Below are 17160 nucleotides of genomic sequence, written 5' to 3'. Positions count from 1 at the left end.
GTGGAGGTTGGGGGAGCTTACTCGAACACAATGGCCCAGGTCAGCGCCCTGGAAACACTGCGGACGAAGTTGCCGGACCTGGCTACACCGCCCCAACCGTCACCGAAGCGGGCAAAGCCCGGCCGCACCCGGCGCCTCCCCGACGACCAAGTGCAGCAACTGATCAAGGGCTACCAGTCCGGCGCCACCGTCTACGAGCTGGGCGACCAGTTCGGCATCGAGCGCCGCACCGTCAGCGCCATCCTGCACCGTCACGGTGTCTCGATGCGCCGACGTGGTCTATCCGCCGAGCAGATCGACGACGCCGTCCGCCTCTACAACCAGGGGTGGTCGCTGGCCCGGATCGCCGCACGCATGGACGTCGCCGCCGGCACCGTGCGCCAGCGCCTGCACGAACGTGGCGTCCCGATCCGCGACACCCACGGGCAGCCCCGGGCAGGTGACGCCCGATGACCAACACTCCCTCCACAGCCAGCCCCGCTCCCGATCGATCGCTGCACCTGCAGTGCGCGTGCACATTGCTAGTGGCCGTGGGCGCGGCCTACGTCTCCTACCGGCACGGCCGCGAATTCGCGCTGCGGTTCGGCGCCGACGAGACCACCGCCACCCTCTGGCCGCTCATCGTCGACGGGTTGTTGACGATGGCCACGATCGAGCTGTGGAAGGCGGGCCACCGTCATTGCGCCACCGGGCGGTGGAAGGCGTGGCTGTCGTTCGCCCTCGGCATTGGGCTTTCGCTGTGCGCCAACATCGCCTCCGCGCCCGAGCTGAACGCCTTCTCCATCGCCGTCGCCGCCTGCCCACCCCTCGCGCTGCTGCTCTCGGTCGAACTCCTCAACCAAGCGATCAAGCGCCGCCGCGCGGAGACGGTACGGGAGGACGTTCATGAGTCCGGCGAGCCCGCACCCCCTCAACCGTCCCTGACGGCCCCAGGCGACGCCAGTTCAGCACTGGACACTTCCGAAGAGCCTGAGGGGGCGCCAGCGCTGCGCACGGTAGTGAACAACGTGCCTGCTCACAGAACCAACAGTGCCGAAGCTGACTCGGAGCCACCGCACGGAGCGGACGATGATCCACTGCGCGAAGAGGCATACCGGCTCGACGCCGAGCACTGGAACCTCTACCAGCGCACGATCTCAGCCGACACACTCCGCCGGAAACTCAGCATCGGCTCGACACGAGCCCGCGCCCTCACCCACCACATCCGCCAGCATCGCCAACCCGGAACGGTGCTGGCGGCGGTGGAAGGAGCACCGTCCGGAATGAGTCGAGCGTCATCGCAAGATCAACGGCGGTGGGACTCCCGGCTGCCTGCTTGGCACCCGTCGGGCAGATGTCCGCCAGGGACCGGCACCACCCGCCAAGCCTCAAGCCCGCCGTACTGAGCGGCGTAGTGCTCGGCCGTAGTCCGATCACCAAACCGCACTTCTTGCGACCGTGTGATGTGCACGATCTTGACCGCCACGAAGCCTCCCCGTCCGCTTGCAATTCGCTCGAATCGCGATGTTCGCACATCCGTTCGATCGACGCCCGGCGGCACCCGCTTCGCGAAGGGATCATTGGGGGGCGGAGTCGCGTGCGGGTTGCCAGCCCAACGTGAGGGGACGCGTGGCGGTCTGCAGGAACTCCACCAGCGCCTCAACAAGCGAGTCGGTGGGGACCTCGCAGCGCGGGGGAAACTCGTCGGTCTCGTAGATGACTGGTTGCTCGGGGCTGTCTCCGTGGCTGTAGAGGTGGACCGGCTCGGTGCCGTGGCCGTCGTTGCCCTGGTACGAGAGCGCGCCGCGGTCACCGTGAACGCCGATGATCACAGAGTGGTCCGGCACGGTCAGGAACGCCTCGGGATCGTCCTCGTCCGGGATCAGCGTCTCCATCCGCGGGCGCTGCTTGTGGGTGAGCAGGGCATCGCTGACCTTTTCGCTGGACAGCAGCGTCACGAACTCGCGGACATGCTCGGGCGTGGCCAGCTCGGTGACGCGCTCCGCTGGCGGCTGGCCGGGTTCGTGGACCCAGTACTGGGCTTGGATCGTCACGACGTGCGCTTCCCTTCGTAGCGATACGGCTCCCCGCGGGGACCGTAGACGACGAGTGTGGCACCGGATGGGAGGAAGTAGCGAAGGAACCGGTGGCAACTGACGTTGGTCACCGGGTCGATACCGCAGGGGTCCTTGCCGATCACGATCGTGCGTGTCTCGCCTGAGGCCATCGTGGAGGCTTCTTTGATCTCGATGTGTCGGGCGATGTCGGGCACGAAGCCTCCGCGTGCGAGCCCGAGTGCGCGAGCGCGTTCGACCGCGGCCGTGTATGCAGGATCGGTCTGTCCGGATGCCAGTTTGGTGCCGCTAGTCAGTTCCGGATCGCCCGTACCGCCGCTGCCCGCTAGCCGCCACCCCTGGAGGGGCTTGCCGTAGGGCCAGGGATGTTCCAACCGGGCGCGATGGGCGGCGACGCGCTCCGCGACCGTTCGCCCTGTACCACTGGACGATGCTGCCGACGGGGACGGTGGCGCGGAGGCCGGAGGAGCGCCACCGTGTTCGCTGATCCACCCCTCGGTGTGTCGCCGCACGACCTGCAGGAGGCTCCGGACCTGGTCGAGCTCAGCCGACAATTCCGCGATGCGGGTGTATGCCGCAGCCAGGCGGCTATCCTGACTGGTCCCCGCGGTCAACGTTGCGAGCTGCGGAACAAGATCATCGGCTAGCTGTTCGTGCGCCTGTTGAACTGCACTCTCGGGCAGTACACCGAGGGCTGTGCGGAGTTTCGCGATGGTCTCGGTAAGCGTCGACACTGCTCATAGACCTTCGGTGTACGCATAGATGTCCTCGGCCACGCATTCCAAGGCAGCGATGATGTCGGCGAGGTGGTTCGCCGCGGCGGACGCCGCCGCCTGTGCTTCCTGGGCTGAGGGGTGATCGCTGCCGCGCCATGCTTCGGCCAGACCAGCCTGGGAGACGTCAAGGTCCCGGCGGGCGGCGGAGAGTTGAGACGCGGGAAGTTGCGCGGCCAAGTTCGCCAAGTGCGTCCGCAGTTCCGCTACCGACATGCGCACATCATGTACCTACCCCCCGACAGTGCGTGATCGGCGCTCGAAGCTTCCGGTTCATCCAAAACTGTCGGGGCCTGGGTGGATAGTGGCGCACGCAGCGCAGACGACGGAGACCACGATGTCTGCCGCAAACCAGGAAGAGGCACGTCGAGCGATTGGACAGTAGTCGGGTGACCACAGTTCCGGGAGAGGACAGGAGCACACAACAAAGCTGCGTCACCAGGGGTGCCGAGCCAGAACAAGATCATCCAGAGGTGTTGCGCGCCGCAATGATCGATGAGTTGTGGCGGATGAACGCGATTCGCTCCGATCGTGTCGCCACGGCGTTCGCTCAGGTGGACCGCCATGTCTTCGCGCCCGGCGTCCCGCTGCACGAGGTCTACGCGCCGACGACTGCGGTGAAGACCAAATACGACGAGCATGGAGCCCCTACCAGCTCGATCTCTGCACCACAGATCCAGGCGTTCATGCTTGAACAGGCCAACATTCAGCCTGGGATGCACGTCCTGGAGGTCGGCTCGGGCGGGGTCAATGCGGCCATGATGGCCGAGCTGGTCGGCAAGACCGGCAGCGTGACCACGATGGATATCGATCCTGAGATCACCGATCGTGCGCATAGGTTCCTCGACGCAGCCGGCTACTCACGCGTGCGGGTGGCCTGCGGCGACGCCGAGCATGGCCTCCCGGGCACAGGCCCCTTCGACGCCATCCTGGTGACGGTCGGATTCTGGGATATTCCACCGGAACTGACTAGGCCCTGTCCTGTAAGTGATCTTGGTGGGTGATCATGGTTGTGTGGTGGGACGTGGTGAGCTGACGGATCGGGCGTGGTCGCGGATTGAGCCATTGCTACCAGCCGTTTCCGGTGGTGGTCGTCGATGGCGAGATCACCGGCAGGTGATCAACGCGATCCTGTGGAAGTTGCGGACCGGAGCACCATGGCGGGACTTGCCCGAGCGCTACGGACCGTGGAAAACGGCACATGAACGGCTACGACGCTGGACGGCTGATGGCACGTGGGATCGCATCCTCAACGAAACGATCACCAAAGACGACGCCGTCGGCGTCCTGGACTGGACGGTCAGCGTCGACTCCAGCCACATCCGGGCCCATCAGCACGCTGCTGGAGCCCGGAAAAAGGTGCCTCTATGGGTGAGGTCAAGCGGTGATCGGTGTGGGTTGGTAGAGGGTGTGGTCGCGGAGCATGGCGAACAGGACGTCGACGCGGCGGCGGGCCAGGCAGGTTAGTGCGGCGACGTGGTGTTTGCCTTCGCTGCGTTTCCGCTGGTAGTAGGCCTGTGATTGGGGGTCGCGCAGGGCGGCGAAGGCGGAGAGGTACAGGGCTCGTTTGAGCTGCTTGTTCCCTCGGCGGGAGGGGTTTTCGCCGCGGATGCTGCTGCCGGAACGGCGGGTGGCCGGGGCGAGGCCGGCGTAGGCGGCCAGGTGTGCAGCGTTGTGGAATCCGCTGCCGTCGCCGATCTCGACGAGGATGCGGGCGGCGGTCCTGACCGCGATGCCAGGCATCGAGGTCAGGACTTGGGAAAGAGGGTGTTCCTCCAGCAGGTGTTCGACCTGCGCGGCGACGGTGTCGCGTTGGTGGAGGATCGATCGCAACGAGCTCGTGAGGTGCGGCAGGATGGTCGCTGCCGCGGACGTGCCGGCGACCACGACGGTTTGTTCGTCGAGTGCGGTGAGCACGTCGGTGACCAGACGCTCGGCCATGCGTGGCGCATGGGGTTTGACCACCTCCAGTAACGCATCACGCCCGGCTGCGGCCATCGTCGTCGGTGTGGGAAAGGCCTCCAGCAGCGCCAGAACGCCCGGATGGTCGAGTCGGCGGCCGAGCACGCGTTCCAGGCTCGGGTGGATCTGGGTCAGCAGCCCGCGAATCCGGTTCCGAAGCCGGGTGGACTCGGCGGCGAGGTCCTCGTCGAAGCCGGTCAGCATCGTCAGCTCGGCCGCGGTCTCGTCATCGGTGTCGATCGAGCGCAGCGTGTGTGGCAAAGTGCGTGCGGCGTCAGCGATGACGAAGGCGTCCCGCGCGTCGGTCTTGCTCTCCCCAGGATGCAGGTCCGCGAGCCGGCGCATCGTCAGCCCGGGAAGATAGCCAATCTGACAGCCCACGGTGCGGGCCACCGCCAGGGGCAGGGCACCGATCGAGGCCGGTTGGTCAACCACTATCAGTACCGGCCCGTGTTGAGCCAGCGCGGTGAACAGCTCCCGCAAGCCAGGTTCGGTATTGGGTAATGCCTTGTCGTGCAGGCGTTTTCCATCCGGACTCAGCGCGGTCGCGTGATGCTGGCCCTTGCCCACGTCCAGGCCACAAAACACGGCGATCGCGTCGGTGCTCACCGTCATGGTCATCCTCAGCTCGTTGCGAGCTGACCTGCCTGGCACCAGCCGCCAGCATCCACGTTACGCAGACCTACCCACAGGTGGTCATTCCTCTATCAGTGGTCAACCAGTACCACCAGACTCGGCGACACCACCTTTTCGATCATGACAGACAAGGGGCTCAAGTCATACCGAGCCTGGAGGCCAGCAGTCCCCGTCGGGGACCACGAAGAACGTAACGGGGCTGTGCCACCGGATGGGTCGATGACCTCGCCTGCGAGGGCGAAGGGATTGGGCGGTCCCGAGGAGGACTGACCAGCAAGATCCACCTCGCTGTCGACGGACGCGGGCTGCCGATCTCGATTCGGCTCACCCCGGGCCAAGCTGGCGACAACCCACAACTGCTGCCGCTGCTGGAGCACATCGCGATACCGCGGCCCGGCCCAGGGCGTCCGCGCAAGCGGCCGGACAACGTCGTCGCCGACAAGGCCTACTCGCACCCTTCAACACGGGTTGCGCTGCGGCGACGTGGGGTCGGATTCACGAGCCCGGAACGGGCCGACCAGATCGCCCACCGTCACAGCAAAGGCTCTCGGGGTGGACGACCGCCGGCCTTCGACGCAACCCTCTACGCCCACCGCAACGTCGTCGAACGCTGCTTCAACCGACTCAAGCAGTTCCGCGGACTGGCTACTCGTTACGCCAAACGGGCCGCCTACTATCAAGCCGAAATCACCATCGCCGCCACCATCCTCTGGCTACGTAACGACTTACAGGACACGGCCTAGTGGCGGGGCCGGTTGGTGCGTCGACGGGCGGCGATGGTGAGGAGCTCTCGGGCGGGGCCGGTCAGTCGTTGATTGGCCGGCCAGACCGCGCGCAGGGTGCGGTGGAGGTCGAGGCCGGTGACGGGGAGGGCGGTCAGGCTGCCGGCGGCGAGTTCGGTGGTGACGGCCAGCGAGCTGAGCACGGCGGGGGCGATTCCTTGGGTCGCGGCGTTCTTGATCGCGGTGGTGGAGCTGAGCTCGAGCGCAGGCGTTTCGCATGCGGGGTGCCCGACATCCTTGAGCGCCTGTTCGAGAAACGTACGGGTTCCCGAGCCCTGCTCGCGGGTGACCAGCGCGGTCGCGGCGAGCTGGGCGGGGCTGATCCGGCGGCGTCGGCGCCACGGGTGGTCGCGGCCGACGACCACGGTGAGTTGATCGTGGGCGACGTCGCGAGAGTCGAGGTCGGGGGGCGGGGTCGGGCCTTCGACGAAGCCGAGGTCGGCGGTGCCGTGGCGGATGTCCTCGGCGGTGTCGGTGGAGTTGTGGGACGTCAGCGCGACTGTGGTGTCGGGCAGCGACGTCCGCAGCTCGATCAGCCAGCGGGGCAGGAGGTACTCGGCAATGGTCAGGCTGGCCGCGACGCGCAGCCGGCTGGTGGCTTCGGCGCGGACCGCGCCGAGGCCCTCGTCGAGCAGGGCCGCGGCGTCGACGGCGGCTTGGGCCCAGTGCGCGACCAGGGCGCCGGCGTCGGTGAGGTGGGCGCCGCGTGGGGAGCGTTTGAGCAGCGGAAATCCGACTGAGGCCTCGAGGGTGCGCAGTCGGGCGCTGACCGCGGGCTGGCTGATGCCGTGTCGGCGGGCAGCGGCACCCATGCTGCCGGTCTCGGCGACCGAGAGGAGCAGGTCGAAGGGCGCGAGGTCGACCACTCGCGGCGACAATGTCATAACCACAACTTAAGGGTATCCCTGGTGGCGTCGCCTACCGGGTCGCAGGCGGCGGCCGTATCCTGGTCTGGGAGAGCAACCGACGAGACCGGGGGCTTCACTCCGGTGAGGGAGGTGAGCAGTGTGCAGAGCACGCCGGTCAAGCGCCCCGGAATGATCGTGCACGAGCAGGAGCCCTACAACGCCGAACCGCCGCGAGCGGCGCTGGCCGAGCACGTGATCACGCCGGTGGAGACGTTCTACGGGCGCAACCACGGCACGATTCCCCGCCTCGACGCGACGTCGTGGCGGCTGCGCATCGACGGGCTGGTCGAGCAGCCCGTCGAGCTCTCGCTGGACGAGCTCCAGACCAGGTTCGCCCACCATGAGGTCACGGCTACCCTGCAGTGCGCCGGCAACCGCCGCGCCGGGCTGATGGCCTATCGCGACATCCCCGGCCAGCATCCGTGGGGCGCGGGCGCGACGTCCACCGCCGTCTGGCGCGGGGTGCGCCTGGCCGACGTGCTTACCGCCGCAGGCCTCGCTCCCGGGGCGACCGACATCGCCTTCGAGGCGCCCGACATCGCCCCGGAAGCCGAGCCGACCCAGGCCTATGGCGGATCGATCCCCACGATCAAGGCCACCGCCCCGGAGGTCTTGCTGGCCTGGGAGATGAACGGTGAGCCGCTGAGTACTGCGCACGGCGCCCCGGTCCGGGTGGTGGTCCCCGGGTTCATCGGTGCCCGCAGCGTCAAGTGGGTGGAGCGGATCACGGCCCAGGACCGGCCTTCGCAGAACTTCTTCCAGCAAGGCGCCTACCGGTTGCTGCCCGCCGACACCGACACCGAGCGCATCCAGGCCGGTGACGGGGTCGCTCTGGGCCCGGTCGCGCTGAACTCGGAGATCCTCACTCCCGACGACGGCGAACACCTCGCCGCCGGTCCCGTCGTCGTGACCGGGTACGCGTTCGCCGGCGACGACCGGGAGGTGGTCCGGGTCGATGTCACCGCCGACGGCGGCGCCACCTGGGTCCAGGCCGATCTCGAGGCCCAGCCCAGCCCCTGGAGCTGGCGGTTCTGGCACACCAGCCTCCACGTCCCGGCCGGCCCCGTCCAGATCACCGCCCGGGCGTGGGACAGCACCGCCGCGGTTCAACCCGAACACCCGGCCACCGTGTGGAACCCCAAGGGCTACATCAACAACTCCTGGCCCACCGTCACTGTCACCGTCGTCGCCGACAACGACCTGCGCGACGCCGAGAGCCCGGAGGGTTCATGACGACCCCCGATCACCCCGAGCCTTACCGCACCTCCCGAGCGGAGGCCTCGACCGCCGGGACGTCCGACGGGCCGGACTACCGGTTCACCCTGGCCAACGAGCGCACTTTCCTGGCGTGGTTGCGCACGTCGCTGTCGCTGCTGGCCGCTGGGGTTGCCGTGGTGCAACTCGTGCCCGCCTTCTCGATCCCCGCCGCCCGCGGGATCACCGGCGGTTTGTTGGCTGCGTTGGCGGTTGTCGCGGCCGGCTCCGGGGTGCTGCGCTGGCGCAGCGTCGAGAACGCGATCGGGCGGGGTCGGCCGCTGCCGAGCCAGCGCATTCCCTGGGTGCTCGCGGCCGGCCTGGTCGTGCTGGCACTGTTCAGTCTGGTGCTCATCGTGCTGCGAGGAGCCTCGTGAGCTCCCCGTCCGACGCCGGGCTGCAGGCCGAGCGCACCGGGCTTGCCTGGAGCCGTACCTCGCTCGGGGCCGCGGCCAACGCGGCCCTGCTCGCGGAACGCGAACTGAGCCATCTCACCGTGACCGTCGCGCTCGTCCCCGCCGCGCTCGCCCTGCTCATCGCGGCCGCCACTGCGCTCTACGGTCGCCACCGAACCGTTCAGATACGGCGCGAACCCCTGCCCGCGCCGCTCGCCGCGTCCGTCGGCGTCCCGGTGCTCGGCGTCGCCATCATGCTGCTCGCCAGCCTCACCGGAATCGCCCTGATTGCCTAGAGACAAGCACCGGGACCGGGGCGCCGTAGCGCTCGGGGTGGGGGTCAGAGCGCGGTCACTTATCGTTCTTCTTGGCTCGCTTGCAGGCCGGGCAGGTGACGGTGGCGAACACGTAGGAGTCGCCCTCTTGAACACCAGGCCGCACCAGGTGGTGACGTTGCCGTTCCACTGGCGCCGCCGTTCCACCAACCAACCAGGAGCGCTTCCACAGCGCGTGCGTGATCTCGGTGTCCGTGGCTATCAGGACTTCCTCTCGTGCTGCTGCTCGCAGGTCGTCGCCGAAGCCGAGTTCATGTACTCGGTGCCGCGGTAGAAGCACGACCTCATGGCGTTGTGTGGGTGCCGGTCGGGAGCGATCTTGCCGCCGTTCATGGCTCACCACTCCGGGGTCTGGGGAAAGCCGTGCGAAATTGAACGCTGTCTTGATCGCAGGTCAGCGTGCGGTGCCGGATGGTGACGGTGCGCATGATCGGCCGGTTCTTGCCGGATTCGTTGGAGGTGCCCTGGCAGATCGTCGAGCGGCTGGCTGGCCAGGTCGATGTCGACGATCCGTCGTGTCTAATCAGCACGTACACGATGGCGGTGAACACCGCTCGATCATCCGCCGGAGCAGTCCCTCCACCCTGCGGTCGCGCCGAAAACTCCGGGAGCAACGGGTGCACCAACTCCCACAACTCGTCCGGCACCAACCTCTGCGACAACCGATCATCCATCGAGTGTGATCATGCCAGACCCTCGATCATCCACATGAGACGCCGTCTAAGAGCTCCTAAAGCAGCGGGTGTGGGTGGCGGGATCTCCCGCCGTCGTTCGGAGTCACGGTTCCGACGGCCCATCGTCGGTTTCAGCAGTGGACCGAAGCGGGGCTCTGGCGCCGGTTGCATCAGGCCGTGCTGGACGAGCTCGGAGCTCAGGGCGAGATCGAGTGGGCTCGTGCCGTACTCGACGCTGCCACTGTTCGCGCCAAAAAAGGGGATCAATGACCGGGCCCAGCCCGGTCGATCGCGGGAAGGCCGGCTCCAAGATTCACCTTGTGACTGATCAGGCCGGCCTGCCGCTGGCAGTTGGGGTCTCTGATGCGCCCCGGGTTTGATGCAGGCGTTGTGCCTTGTCATCTGGCCCGTGTGGGCTTGATGGTGTGATCGTAGCCTGCCGCCTGGTAGGCGGACTCGACCTCGGCCGGGGTGTACTGGCCAAGTTGGCCGTGGACGCGCCGGTGGTTGTACCAGTCGACGTATTCGGCCACGGCGATCTCGACATCCCGAATCGAATACCACCCGCGTCCGCGGGATACCGGGTTGTGGATCAACTCTCCTTTCACGAGCGAGTTGAACGCTTCGGCCATCGCGTTGTCGTAGGAATCACCACGAGAGCCCACGGATGCGACCGCGTCGGCCTCGGCGAGCCGCTCGGTATAGCGAATCGCGCGATACTGCACTCCACGGTCGGAATGGTGAACCAGGCCGGTCACGTCGTGGCCGGCTCGTTTCCTGGCCCAGATCCCCATTTCCAGCGCGTCCAACGCCAGATTCGTGTGCAGCGAGGTTGATACCTGCCAGCCGACCACCATCCTGGAATAGACATCGATCACGAACGCGGCATACACCCACCCCGAAAACGTGCGGATATAGGTGATGTCAGCAACCCACAAACGGTTCGGGCCGGTAGCGGTGAACGACCGCTCGACCAGATCCGCCGCCGTCAGCTCCGCACCGTCGGCCACCGTCGTGCGAGGTCGCCGGCCACGCCGCAGCCCCTGTAAGCCCGTCTGGCGCATCAGCCGCTCCACGGTGCAGCGCGCCACTCCGACGCCTTCCCGCCGAAGCTGAGCATGGATTTTCCGCGCGCCATACACGCCGTAGTTCTCGTGAAACACCCGCTGGATCTCTGTTTTCAGTTCCTCGTCCCGCACCGCCCTTTTCGATGGGGCACGTTTCTTGGATGCCCAATACGTTCTCGGGGCGATCCGCACTCCCGCCTCGTTCAGCACAGCGCAGATCGGCTCGACCCCGAGCTTCTTACCCTCGACTACCTGCTCACGGTAGGCATCGATATAGGCGATGGCCACTGCGAGCGGCACCTGGCGAAACTCGCCGGAAGCCGCAGGGGCTACTTGGTTTTGCGGTCGAGCTCCGCCGCGGCGAAAAACGCCGACGCCGTCTTCAGGATCTCGTTCGCCCGCCGCAATTCACGATTCTCGCGTTCCAACTCCGCGATCCGCCGCGCGTCCCCGCTGGTGCGGCCCGGCGCCGTGCCCGCGTCGACCTCGGCACGCTTGACCCACGACCGCAACGCCTCCGGATGCACGTCCAACTGACCCGCGACCCGCCGGATCGCCACCATCCGCTGCCCCTCGGCCTCGATCGCGTCCAACGCCATCCGCGTCGCCCGCTCACGCAGCTCATCGCTGTACTTCTTCGGTGCCGCCACGCTCCGCATCCTTCCTGGAATCAGAGCCTGCACAGAACCCGGGGCGCATCACGAGTACATGTTCGTGGAGGCGCGTTGCATCGGCCCGGGAATGCTCGCTGGGGCCTCAGCCTTCGGCTGGTCAGTGAAGCGTGAGGACGATGCCGATGGTGGCTGGCGGATGACAGCGGATCTTGTACTCGAATGGAGGAAAGGGAATCCCATTGGGCCGATCGCCACAGCGCACTGGCGGCTCGACGAGCGCGGCCGGTATGTGGCTGACGAGACCCGCAAGCCACTCCAACAAGCGCAGTTCCCGGAATCCCCGGACCATCCAGGCGTACTCGGCGAACTCTGCGAGACCTTCCTCACGATGGCCGACGGAGCCACGGGCGCACTACTGATGACGCTCGGAATGATGCATTGCAAGAACGTCCAGACCAGCGCGGTGCAGCCGGCGGCCAAACAGTCACAGCGACACCAACGCCGCCACGGCCAGCCGCTGACGCGGTATCACGTCCTCGACGTCCAACCGATGACGCGCTCGCTCGACAAGGAGGGCCACGCCAAGCGAGACGGCATCGGAGCAGCCTTCCACCGTTGCCGCGGCCACTTCAAGACGTTCCACCCTGACGCTCCCTTGTTCGGCAAGCTCACCGGCCAGTACTGGTGGAACGCTCACGAGCGAGGCGACCGCCGGAACGGGACCAGGAAGGCGTCCTATCGCGTGCATCCGCCCACCGAGGACAACGTGGGCGTAGTTTACGAAGGCAAGCTTGCCGACCTGCTACCGGCGAACGGTGCTGCAGAAGGGACTGCCAGCCCACCACGGCACGCGCAAGCGGCCCACGACGCCGTTCGAGACCAGCTCGCCGCTGCGCTCGAAGAAGCCGGACTTGTGCCGCTGCGGCCAGCAGCACACGAGCCCCAGTACGACCTTGCCTGGCAGCACTGCAACGAGTTGTGGATCGCCGAGGTCAAGAGCACCAACGCTAGCAACGAGGTGCGTCAAGTTCGCGCAGCGATCGGCCAAGTGCTGCACTACCGCAGCGAACTCGCCACCGCCGGACGAACGGTTCGTACGGTGATTGCGACCGAGCATCCCGTAAACGACCGAGCGCTCATCGAAGCCTGCCGCATGACCGGCATCGCCCTCACCTGCCCGGCCGAATTCGACCAACTCATCTGCGCCCAAGTCAGCCGAGCACGAAACACGGTAGGCGACCACGGCCTCGGCAGTGCTCCGATGGACGCGGAGCACCAGGGATAATCCTGCGAGACTTCAAGGGCGATTCACCCTCGACGCGGTTGCGACAAATGGGGCCGACCCTGCGTACAGGGGCCGGCCCCGTTGACGGCTTAGGCGGCGAGCTCCGCCACGGACGGGAGATCGAATTCGGCGGAACTGACCCCCGCGACGAAGGCTGCCCACTCCTCTGGCGTGTACAGCAAGACTTTGTCCGGTGTGCGGCGCGCATGGAGGCTTGCTCCGCCATCGGCGTCGACCATGATCTGGACCGTGCCGTTGGAACCAGCCGGTGCGCGCCCGGCGACCTCGTCGAGGAAGCCTTCCCACTGGGAGCAGGGCACGCTGATCACCGGACCGGAGCCGCGGTTCTTGGTATCGCGGATGTGGACGAGATCGGTGTCGAAGAAGACCTCGACGCACTGGTTGCCGTCCGGGTTGCTGAAGGTGCTCTTGAACCACATCCCGACGGGGGTGCTACGGCGAGTTGTGCTAGCGCTGTTGGAGGTCATCTCCGCTGCTGTCCTTCGTCTGTTAGCTGCTTCGTTGACCGCGAGGTCAAAGGGTGCCGGCGAGATCCAGTAGAAAGCGACGCGTCTGCTCCGGCCCTGACGCCGCAGCTTTCTGCTGCTCCCACAAGGTCAGGTACCGAGTCGTTCGCTTGCTGTCGTCCACGTACGTCCCACCATCGTGTTGCTCCAGGTAAACAATACTGACCGGTGGCCGCGTGTCGTAGCCAAAGATGCTGTAGTCGTGCCCTTGACCCATGTAGTAGCCCGTGGCGAACGGCACAATCTGTAGCTCAACGTTCGGCCGATCCAGGGCCTCGACCAACCACATGACCTGCTCTTTGACGATCCCCGCGCTGCCGGTCGTGCGGCGCAGCGCGGCCTCGTCGATGATGAACCAGAACTGCTGGTCGGTGTTGTCGAGCACCCGCTGGCGCGCCAGCCGGTCGGAGGTGTCTCGGTCGATCTGTTCCTGGCTCGGCGAGGGGCGCCAAGCTCGGAACAACGTGCGCATGTACTGCTCGGTCTGTAGCAGCCCGGGCACGACCATGGACTGATACGAGAAGAAGCGCTGGCAGCTTGGCTCCATGTCCACCAACAGGCGCATGTGCTGGCGAAACCGCGTACTGAACGCTCCGCGCTTGGTCCGGCGGTTACCTTCGGCTTGCAGGTCACGGGCATACGCCTGGTCAGTTTCGCTGGCTCCGTAACGCTCCAGAAGCGCATCCAACTCCATCGGCCGGATGCCGCTACCGGACTCGATGTGCGCGATCTTCTGTTGCGTGCACCGCAAGACCCCCGCCGCGTCGTCTTGCTTCAACCCTGCCTCGACGCGTTGTCGCGCGAGTTCATTGCCCAACACGATCTTCATCACCGCTGGTGGGAGCTGTTGCTGGGCCACGCCTACCTCCGTATCACAACCAGCCTGTCAGCACGACACAGGCCAATTCACCCATTTGTACCTGTACTCAACTTGAGTACACGAGTTACAGTCGGACCCGAAGCATCCGAAGCCGCCACGCTTGCGAGGTCAGACTTATGAGTACACAAGTTACAAGGGTACTCGTCGATGGGTTTGACAATGGTGGCGCACCCCAGCAACGGCTCTGTGCAGCGCACATGCCATCCAACTTCTCGAACCACTTGCTATGGCACGCACGGCCGTTTCGCCCCAGCGGGGCCGNNGGGGNGAGCCGCTGGCGGCGGGTAGCGCCGCGTCGAGTCCCCTTCCCGCACGCGAGGACTCCGCGCGCTACCCGCCGCCTTCTCCTCGTGGCGCTGCCACCGCACCTCGACGGTCCTGCCCGATCCGTTGCCTCCCCGGCGGCCCCCCGAGCGGATCGGTCAGGACTCAGCCACGGCGGCCCCGCCGAGGCCCCGAACTCCGACAGGGCCGCCGTGGCATTCATATCGCCCGGCGGGCAGGTGCTGACCCCGACCTCCACCTGCCCGCCGGGTTCCAAAGCGCACCAGAGCCCAGGGGACGTCCCGTGAGACCGCACAGGCTTGCGAAATCCGTGCTCGCGCTGCTGGAACCCGCCGGGTTGGCCACGGCCAACTGGATCGTGCGCTGTCGCGACGACCCAAGCCACCCAACGCAGCTACGGGCTGGAGTGTCCACGCACGCAGTCAGGATCGACGCGTCCCAGTCGGGCCAGCTCACGCTCACCGAAGCGGCGCAGCTTCGAGCAGCCCAACGTGACGCGTCGCTGACCCGCACATCGCTCGCGCCTGCCGCCCCGCCACTCCCTCGCCGCCCCGGCATTCGCAACGCCGAGCTGTAGTCCGGCCGAGACGGCGCAGAGATTCCACCGCCTCCCCGCACTTCCTTCGCCCTTCCATTTCTGATCCCGAGCGACGAATCGGAGTGTCGCCATGACAAGCACGATGCACCGCAATGGCCCGACATCGACCCCGATGGCGCACTCAGGCGTGCCGTATGACCTCGCCGCCGGCGTGGAGTTCTACCGACGCCTGGGTTGGCACACCAGCCTCGACGCTGGTCGGCGGCGGCTCATGGTGCATACCGGCGATGTACTCGACGCGCTCATCCTTCCCGCGCGTTTGGCCAGCTCCGTCGCAACCGAGTTGAGCACGAGCCTATTGAACGGTCCGGTCAGCACAGACACCGACCACCGGTGGTGGACTTTCCTGGCCGCGCCGTGCCAGCGCCCCAATCTGGAGCTGCCCGTCGAGCTACGAACAGCCCGGGTGCATGCCGTTCCACGTGGCGGTCATGTTGTCGTGCCGCATCCGGCCGATGCCGAGCACTGGCCTCGACGTCCGCAGCAGGACCGCCCGCTGCCGCCTTGGTCCGCGGTTGTCGCGATCGCCCGCAAAGTTCTCCAGGCGCAGCGTTGACCAGCTGTAAGGCGACCTCAGGCGAGCAGTAGCACCACATATCCGTCCTCACCGGAGAGATCAATCGTGCGTATATCCCTGGATGAAGTCAGTGCAACGACGCCGTGTCCCGACGTGCTCGGCGGCCGGACAAGGCATTTCCCGAGGATCGCGTCGGGCGGGCCCGTCACGATGCCCTACCTCGCCAGCGGGCCGCTCGGTCAGCATCAAATTGTCATTCCATCGCTGTGTGCCAGTGGATACCTCGTGCCGCCACGTTCTAATGCGGACGAGACGACTGAACACGTATGCACGGAATGCCAGGATCGGCTGGCGGCCCCGCAAGGAGACCGCACCTCGCGTCGGCCGCTTACGAACGCTTCGGCTAGCACGCCGAACTGACGGACATCACACATCCGAGGCATGCCGGGTTGCTGTGGGACGTCACGAACTTCGCGACAGCACGGGAAATCCGGTTACGGGTGACGCTGTATCTGACCAAAGTGGACGTCATAGCGTGGAATCGATGGAGGCACCAACCGTGCCATTCTTTGCCTTTGAGCGGGAATTCTTGCCCACCCCGACAGTAGAACTCCCAGCAGTTATCGATGCTGAACCACAATGGCCGACCACCGATATGGACGACCCCAACGTCAAGGCCGAAAAGCGACGCGCTGCCGAGGTCGCGTTCCAGCGTTCAGAAACGAACCGAACGTCACAGCAAAGACCTGGCCAGTGGCAACCACCGCTGACAGCCGACCAGCTAGCGCACGTACTCGACCTAATGCGCAAGAAAATGTAAGGAGATCTGCGGTGCAGCAATTCAAGAAACCCACATCAGAAAGCTATTGCACACCGGAAACGACGCTGCGATTCATCCTCAACCTGCTGATAGTCGTTGCGCTGCTCGCCGCTACCTCCCTCGCTCTTGATTCCTGCGCGGAAGGCACACCATCGGCTGGTCACCACGGCGCAGAACCCCCGGTGTCGGCCATTCAAATGATGCAACACCCTGAAACGGGATCAGAGCGCTGAGGAATCGACGCTCTCGTTAAACGCTTCACCCAAGATACGGCGCACGGTGTCGTCCAGCGAGTATTCTTCAGGAATGATGTGCTCTTCGTCGAAGCCAAGTTGATCTGCCGCTCGGTACCACTTTTGCATCTCGTCATGGCCAAACTCGTTGGCCTGCGGTCGTGTCCCGTGTCGTCGTAGGGTCTCGCCCCAGGAAACGTCAAAGTAGTAGAACGTCGTCCTGCCGACATGATCACGGCGCAGCCCGTCGAGCATGTCACGGTAGCGCGCCGCGTGCATGATGCCTTCGCAGACCACATGCCACCCGCGATCGAGTGCGAACCGTACAGCCGTGGAGATCAGCTCGATGTTCGCTCCACCGGGAACATCGAGCTCCTTGAGCACAATCCGACGCAAGTAGTCCTGCTCGATCAAGGCGACACTGCGACCAAGATGCTCGCGCAAGCGGCGTGCAGTTGATGACTTCCCCGAGCCCGAGGGGCCGCGGAGCACAACGAGCCGTGAGCTCTTGCTTCCGGTCGAGCTCGTCGCCGATGACGCTGACGCATGCTCGTCGATCAT

21 protein-coding genes and 3 pseudogenes are annotated in these 17160 nt (G+C 66.1%); 14 read left to right on the top strand and 10 right to left on the bottom strand.

The window, feature by feature from the left end; all coding sequences use genetic code 11:
- A partial coding sequence (locus A37U_RS0112765; RefSeq protein WP_240437574.1) for a hypothetical protein occupies window positions 1-453 on the top strand: 453 nt, incomplete at its 5' end.
- Window positions 450-1385: a DUF2637 domain-containing protein gene (locus A37U_RS0112760; RefSeq protein WP_157182793.1), complete on the top strand. Its 936-nt coding sequence runs from the start codon at window positions 450-452 to the stop codon at window positions 1383-1385. The genes A37U_RS0112765 and A37U_RS0112760, both read left to right, overlap by 4 nt.
- Window positions 1386-1556: 171 nt before the next feature.
- Here A37U_RS0112760 and A37U_RS0112755 read toward each other — a convergent pair whose 3' ends face one another.
- The 3 genes from A37U_RS0112755 to A37U_RS0112745 all read right to left on the bottom strand — a co-directional run bounded on the left by A37U_RS0112755 (window position 1557) and on the right by A37U_RS0112745 (window position 3043).
- Entirely contained in the window at window positions 1557-2033 is a 477-nt protein-coding gene (locus A37U_RS0112755) for an Imm1 family immunity protein (RefSeq protein WP_020497032.1), read from the bottom strand.
- Window positions 2030-2566 carry a DddA-like double-stranded DNA deaminase toxin gene (locus A37U_RS51455; protein WP_240437573.1) on the bottom strand — a complete coding sequence of 179 codons (537 nt, stop codon included), beginning with the start codon at window positions 2564-2566 and terminating at the stop codon, window positions 2030-2032. The genes A37U_RS0112755 and A37U_RS51455 overlap by 4 nt, the downstream gene beginning before the upstream one ends.
- Window positions 2567-2791: 225 nt before the next feature.
- The gene (locus A37U_RS0112745; protein WP_020497030.1) at window positions 2792-3043 is read right to left on the bottom strand and encodes a hypothetical protein; all 252 of its coding nucleotides are present in this window, start codon (window positions 3041-3043) and stop codon (window positions 2792-2794) included.
- 173 nt (window positions 3044-3216) lie between these two features.
- Here A37U_RS0112745 and A37U_RS43420 point away from each other — a divergent pair, with 173 nt between their 5' ends.
- The gene (locus tag A37U_RS43420; RefSeq protein ID WP_240437572.1) at window positions 3217-3831 is read left to right on the top strand and encodes a methyltransferase domain-containing protein; all 615 of its coding nucleotides are present in this window, start codon (window positions 3217-3219) and stop codon (window positions 3829-3831) included.
- Between the two features lie 13 nt (window positions 3832-3844).
- Window positions 3845-4198, top strand: a pseudogene (locus A37U_RS49625) (IS5 family transposase); the annotation flags it as partial.
- A 6-nt stretch (window positions 4199-4204) separates the two neighbouring features.
- Here A37U_RS49625 and A37U_RS0112735 read toward each other — a convergent pair.
- Entirely contained in the window at window positions 4205-5410 is a 1206-nt protein-coding gene (locus A37U_RS0112735) for an IS110 family RNA-guided transposase (RefSeq protein ID WP_020497028.1), read from the bottom strand.
- 260 nt (window positions 5411-5670) lie between these two features.
- Between A37U_RS0112735 and A37U_RS49620 the strand changes: the two genes are divergently transcribed.
- Window positions 5671-6168: an IS5 family transposase gene (locus A37U_RS49620; RefSeq protein ID WP_083933440.1), complete on the top strand. Its 498-nt coding sequence runs from the start codon at window positions 5671-5673 to the stop codon at window positions 6166-6168.
- On the opposite strand, the gene A37U_RS0112730 is transcribed toward A37U_RS49620, so the two are convergent.
- Window positions 6165-7073: a LysR family transcriptional regulator gene (locus tag A37U_RS0112730; RefSeq protein WP_020497027.1), complete on the bottom strand. Its 909-nt coding sequence runs from the start codon at window positions 7071-7073 to the stop codon at window positions 6165-6167. The genes A37U_RS49620 and A37U_RS0112730 overlap by 4 nt on opposite strands.
- A 141-nt stretch (window positions 7074-7214) precedes the next feature.
- On the opposite strand from A37U_RS0112730, the gene A37U_RS0112725 reads away from it, so the two are divergent.
- The 4 genes from A37U_RS0112725 to A37U_RS51450 all read left to right on the top strand — a co-directional run bounded on the left by A37U_RS0112725 (window position 7215) and on the right by A37U_RS51450 (window position 9373).
- On the top strand, window positions 7215-8348 hold the full coding sequence (locus A37U_RS0112725; RefSeq protein WP_240437571.1) for a sulfite oxidase: 1134 nt from the start codon (window positions 7215-7217) through the stop codon (window positions 8346-8348).
- Window positions 8345-8746, top strand: coding sequence for a YidH family protein (locus A37U_RS0112720; protein ID WP_020497025.1), 402 nt, complete (start codon window positions 8345-8347; stop codon window positions 8744-8746). Before A37U_RS0112725 ends, A37U_RS0112720 begins: the two co-directional genes overlap by 4 nt.
- On the top strand, window positions 8743-9060 hold the full coding sequence (locus A37U_RS0112715) for a DUF202 domain-containing protein (RefSeq protein WP_020497024.1): 318 nt from the start codon (window positions 8743-8745) through the stop codon (window positions 9058-9060). Before A37U_RS0112720 ends, A37U_RS0112715 begins: the two co-directional genes overlap by 4 nt.
- A 127-nt stretch (window positions 9061-9187) precedes the next feature.
- Window positions 9188-9373, top strand: a complete 186-nt coding sequence (locus A37U_RS51450; protein ID WP_157182791.1) for a hypothetical protein — start codon at window positions 9188-9190, stop codon at window positions 9371-9373.
- A 250-nt stretch (window positions 9374-9623) separates the two neighbouring features.
- Here the strand turns inward: A37U_RS51450 and A37U_RS43415 are convergent.
- Window positions 9624-9773, bottom strand: a pseudogene (locus tag A37U_RS43415) (transposase); the annotation flags it as partial.
- A 60-nt stretch (window positions 9774-9833) separates the two neighbouring features.
- On the opposite strand from A37U_RS43415, the pseudogene A37U_RS49615 reads away from it, so the two are divergent.
- Window positions 9834-10141, top strand: a pseudogene (locus A37U_RS49615) (transposase); the annotation flags it as partial.
- A gap of 30 nt (window positions 10142-10171) precedes the next feature.
- Here the strand turns inward: A37U_RS49615 and A37U_RS0112700 are convergent.
- Window positions 10172-11499, bottom strand: a protein-coding gene (locus tag A37U_RS0112700) for an IS3 family transposase (protein ID WP_420806232.1) whose coding sequence is annotated in 2 segments (ribosomal slippage) — window positions 10172-11200 and window positions 11203-11499 — 1326 coding nt in all. Because the reading frame shifts where the segments join, the coding sequence is not laid out codon by codon here.
- 49 nt (window positions 11500-11548) lie between these two features.
- Between A37U_RS0112700 and A37U_RS0112690 the strand changes: the two genes are divergently transcribed.
- Window positions 11549-12739 carry a hypothetical protein gene (locus A37U_RS0112690; RefSeq protein WP_020497019.1) on the top strand — a complete coding sequence of 397 codons (1191 nt, stop codon included), beginning with the start codon at window positions 11549-11551 and terminating at the stop codon, window positions 12737-12739.
- A gap of 89 nt (window positions 12740-12828) precedes the next feature.
- On the opposite strand, the gene A37U_RS0112685 is transcribed toward A37U_RS0112690, so the two are convergent.
- Both A37U_RS0112685 and A37U_RS0112680 read right to left on the bottom strand, forming a co-directional pair.
- Complete coding sequence (locus A37U_RS0112685) at window positions 12829-13227, bottom strand: DUF397 domain-containing protein (protein ID WP_026197162.1); 399 nt, start codon at window positions 13225-13227, stop codon at window positions 12829-12831.
- A gap of 46 nt (window positions 13228-13273) precedes the next feature.
- Window positions 13274-14125: a helix-turn-helix domain-containing protein gene (locus tag A37U_RS0112680; RefSeq protein ID WP_020497017.1), complete on the bottom strand. Its 852-nt coding sequence runs from the start codon at window positions 14123-14125 to the stop codon at window positions 13274-13276.
- A 974-nt stretch (window positions 14126-15099) separates the two neighbouring features.
- Between A37U_RS0112680 and A37U_RS0112675 the strand changes: the two genes are divergently transcribed.
- From A37U_RS0112675 to A37U_RS51440, 3 genes are all read left to right on the top strand, one after another.
- Window positions 15100-15585: a hypothetical protein gene (locus A37U_RS0112675; RefSeq protein WP_157182790.1), complete on the top strand. Its 486-nt coding sequence runs from the start codon at window positions 15100-15102 to the stop codon at window positions 15583-15585.
- Between the two features lie 505 nt (window positions 15586-16090).
- Complete coding sequence (locus A37U_RS51445; RefSeq protein WP_157182789.1) at window positions 16091-16366, top strand: hypothetical protein; 276 nt, start codon at window positions 16091-16093, stop codon at window positions 16364-16366.
- 11 nt (window positions 16367-16377) lie between these two features.
- Window positions 16378-16599, top strand: coding sequence for a hypothetical protein (locus A37U_RS51440; protein ID WP_157182788.1), 222 nt, complete (start codon window positions 16378-16380; stop codon window positions 16597-16599).
- Here A37U_RS51440 and A37U_RS43410 read toward each other — a convergent pair.
- Window positions 16588-17160: an AAA family ATPase gene (locus A37U_RS43410; protein ID WP_026197161.1), complete on the bottom strand. Its 573-nt coding sequence runs from the start codon at window positions 17158-17160 to the stop codon at window positions 16588-16590. The two genes, A37U_RS51440 and A37U_RS43410, sit on opposite strands and share 12 nt — an antisense overlap.

It is taken from the genome of Sciscionella marina DSM 45152, from assembly GCF_000379465.1.
Classification (GTDB): domain Bacteria; phylum Actinomycetota; class Actinomycetes; order Mycobacteriales; family Pseudonocardiaceae; genus Sciscionella; species Sciscionella marina.
This window is presented reverse-complemented; position numbering and strand designations above follow the sequence as displayed.

Excerpts from the sequence above, each read along its gene's own strand:
- A37U_RS0112690 (WP_020497019.1), top strand. The coding sequence starts at position 11,549 with ATGTTCGTGGAGGCGCGTTGCATCGGCCCGGGAATGCTCGCTGGGGCC.
- A37U_RS0112745 (WP_020497030.1), bottom strand. The coding sequence starts at position 3,043 with ATGTCGGTAGCGGAACTGCGGACGCACTTGGCGAACTTGGCCGCGCAA.
- A37U_RS43410 (WP_026197161.1), bottom strand. The coding sequence starts at position 17,160 with ATGATCGACGAGCATGCGTCAGCGTCATCGGCGACGAGCTCGACCGGA.
- A37U_RS0112720 (WP_020497025.1), top strand. The coding sequence starts at position 8,345 with ATGACGACCCCCGATCACCCCGAGCCTTACCGCACCTCCCGAGCGGAG.
- A37U_RS0112675 (WP_157182790.1), top strand. The coding sequence starts at position 15,100 with ATGACAAGCACGATGCACCGCAATGGCCCGACATCGACCCCGATGGCG.
- A37U_RS0112685 (WP_026197162.1), bottom strand. The coding sequence starts at position 13,227 with ATGACCTCCAACAGCGCTAGCACAACTCGCCGTAGCACCCCCGTCGGG.
- A37U_RS0112735 (WP_020497028.1), bottom strand. The coding sequence starts at position 5,410 with ATGACCATGACGGTGAGCACCGACGCGATCGCCGTGTTTTGTGGCCTG.
- A37U_RS51445 (WP_157182789.1), top strand. The coding sequence starts at position 16,091 with ATGGAGGCACCAACCGTGCCATTCTTTGCCTTTGAGCGGGAATTCTTG.
- A37U_RS0112760 (WP_157182793.1), top strand. The coding sequence starts at position 450 with ATGACCAACACTCCCTCCACAGCCAGCCCCGCTCCCGATCGATCGCTG.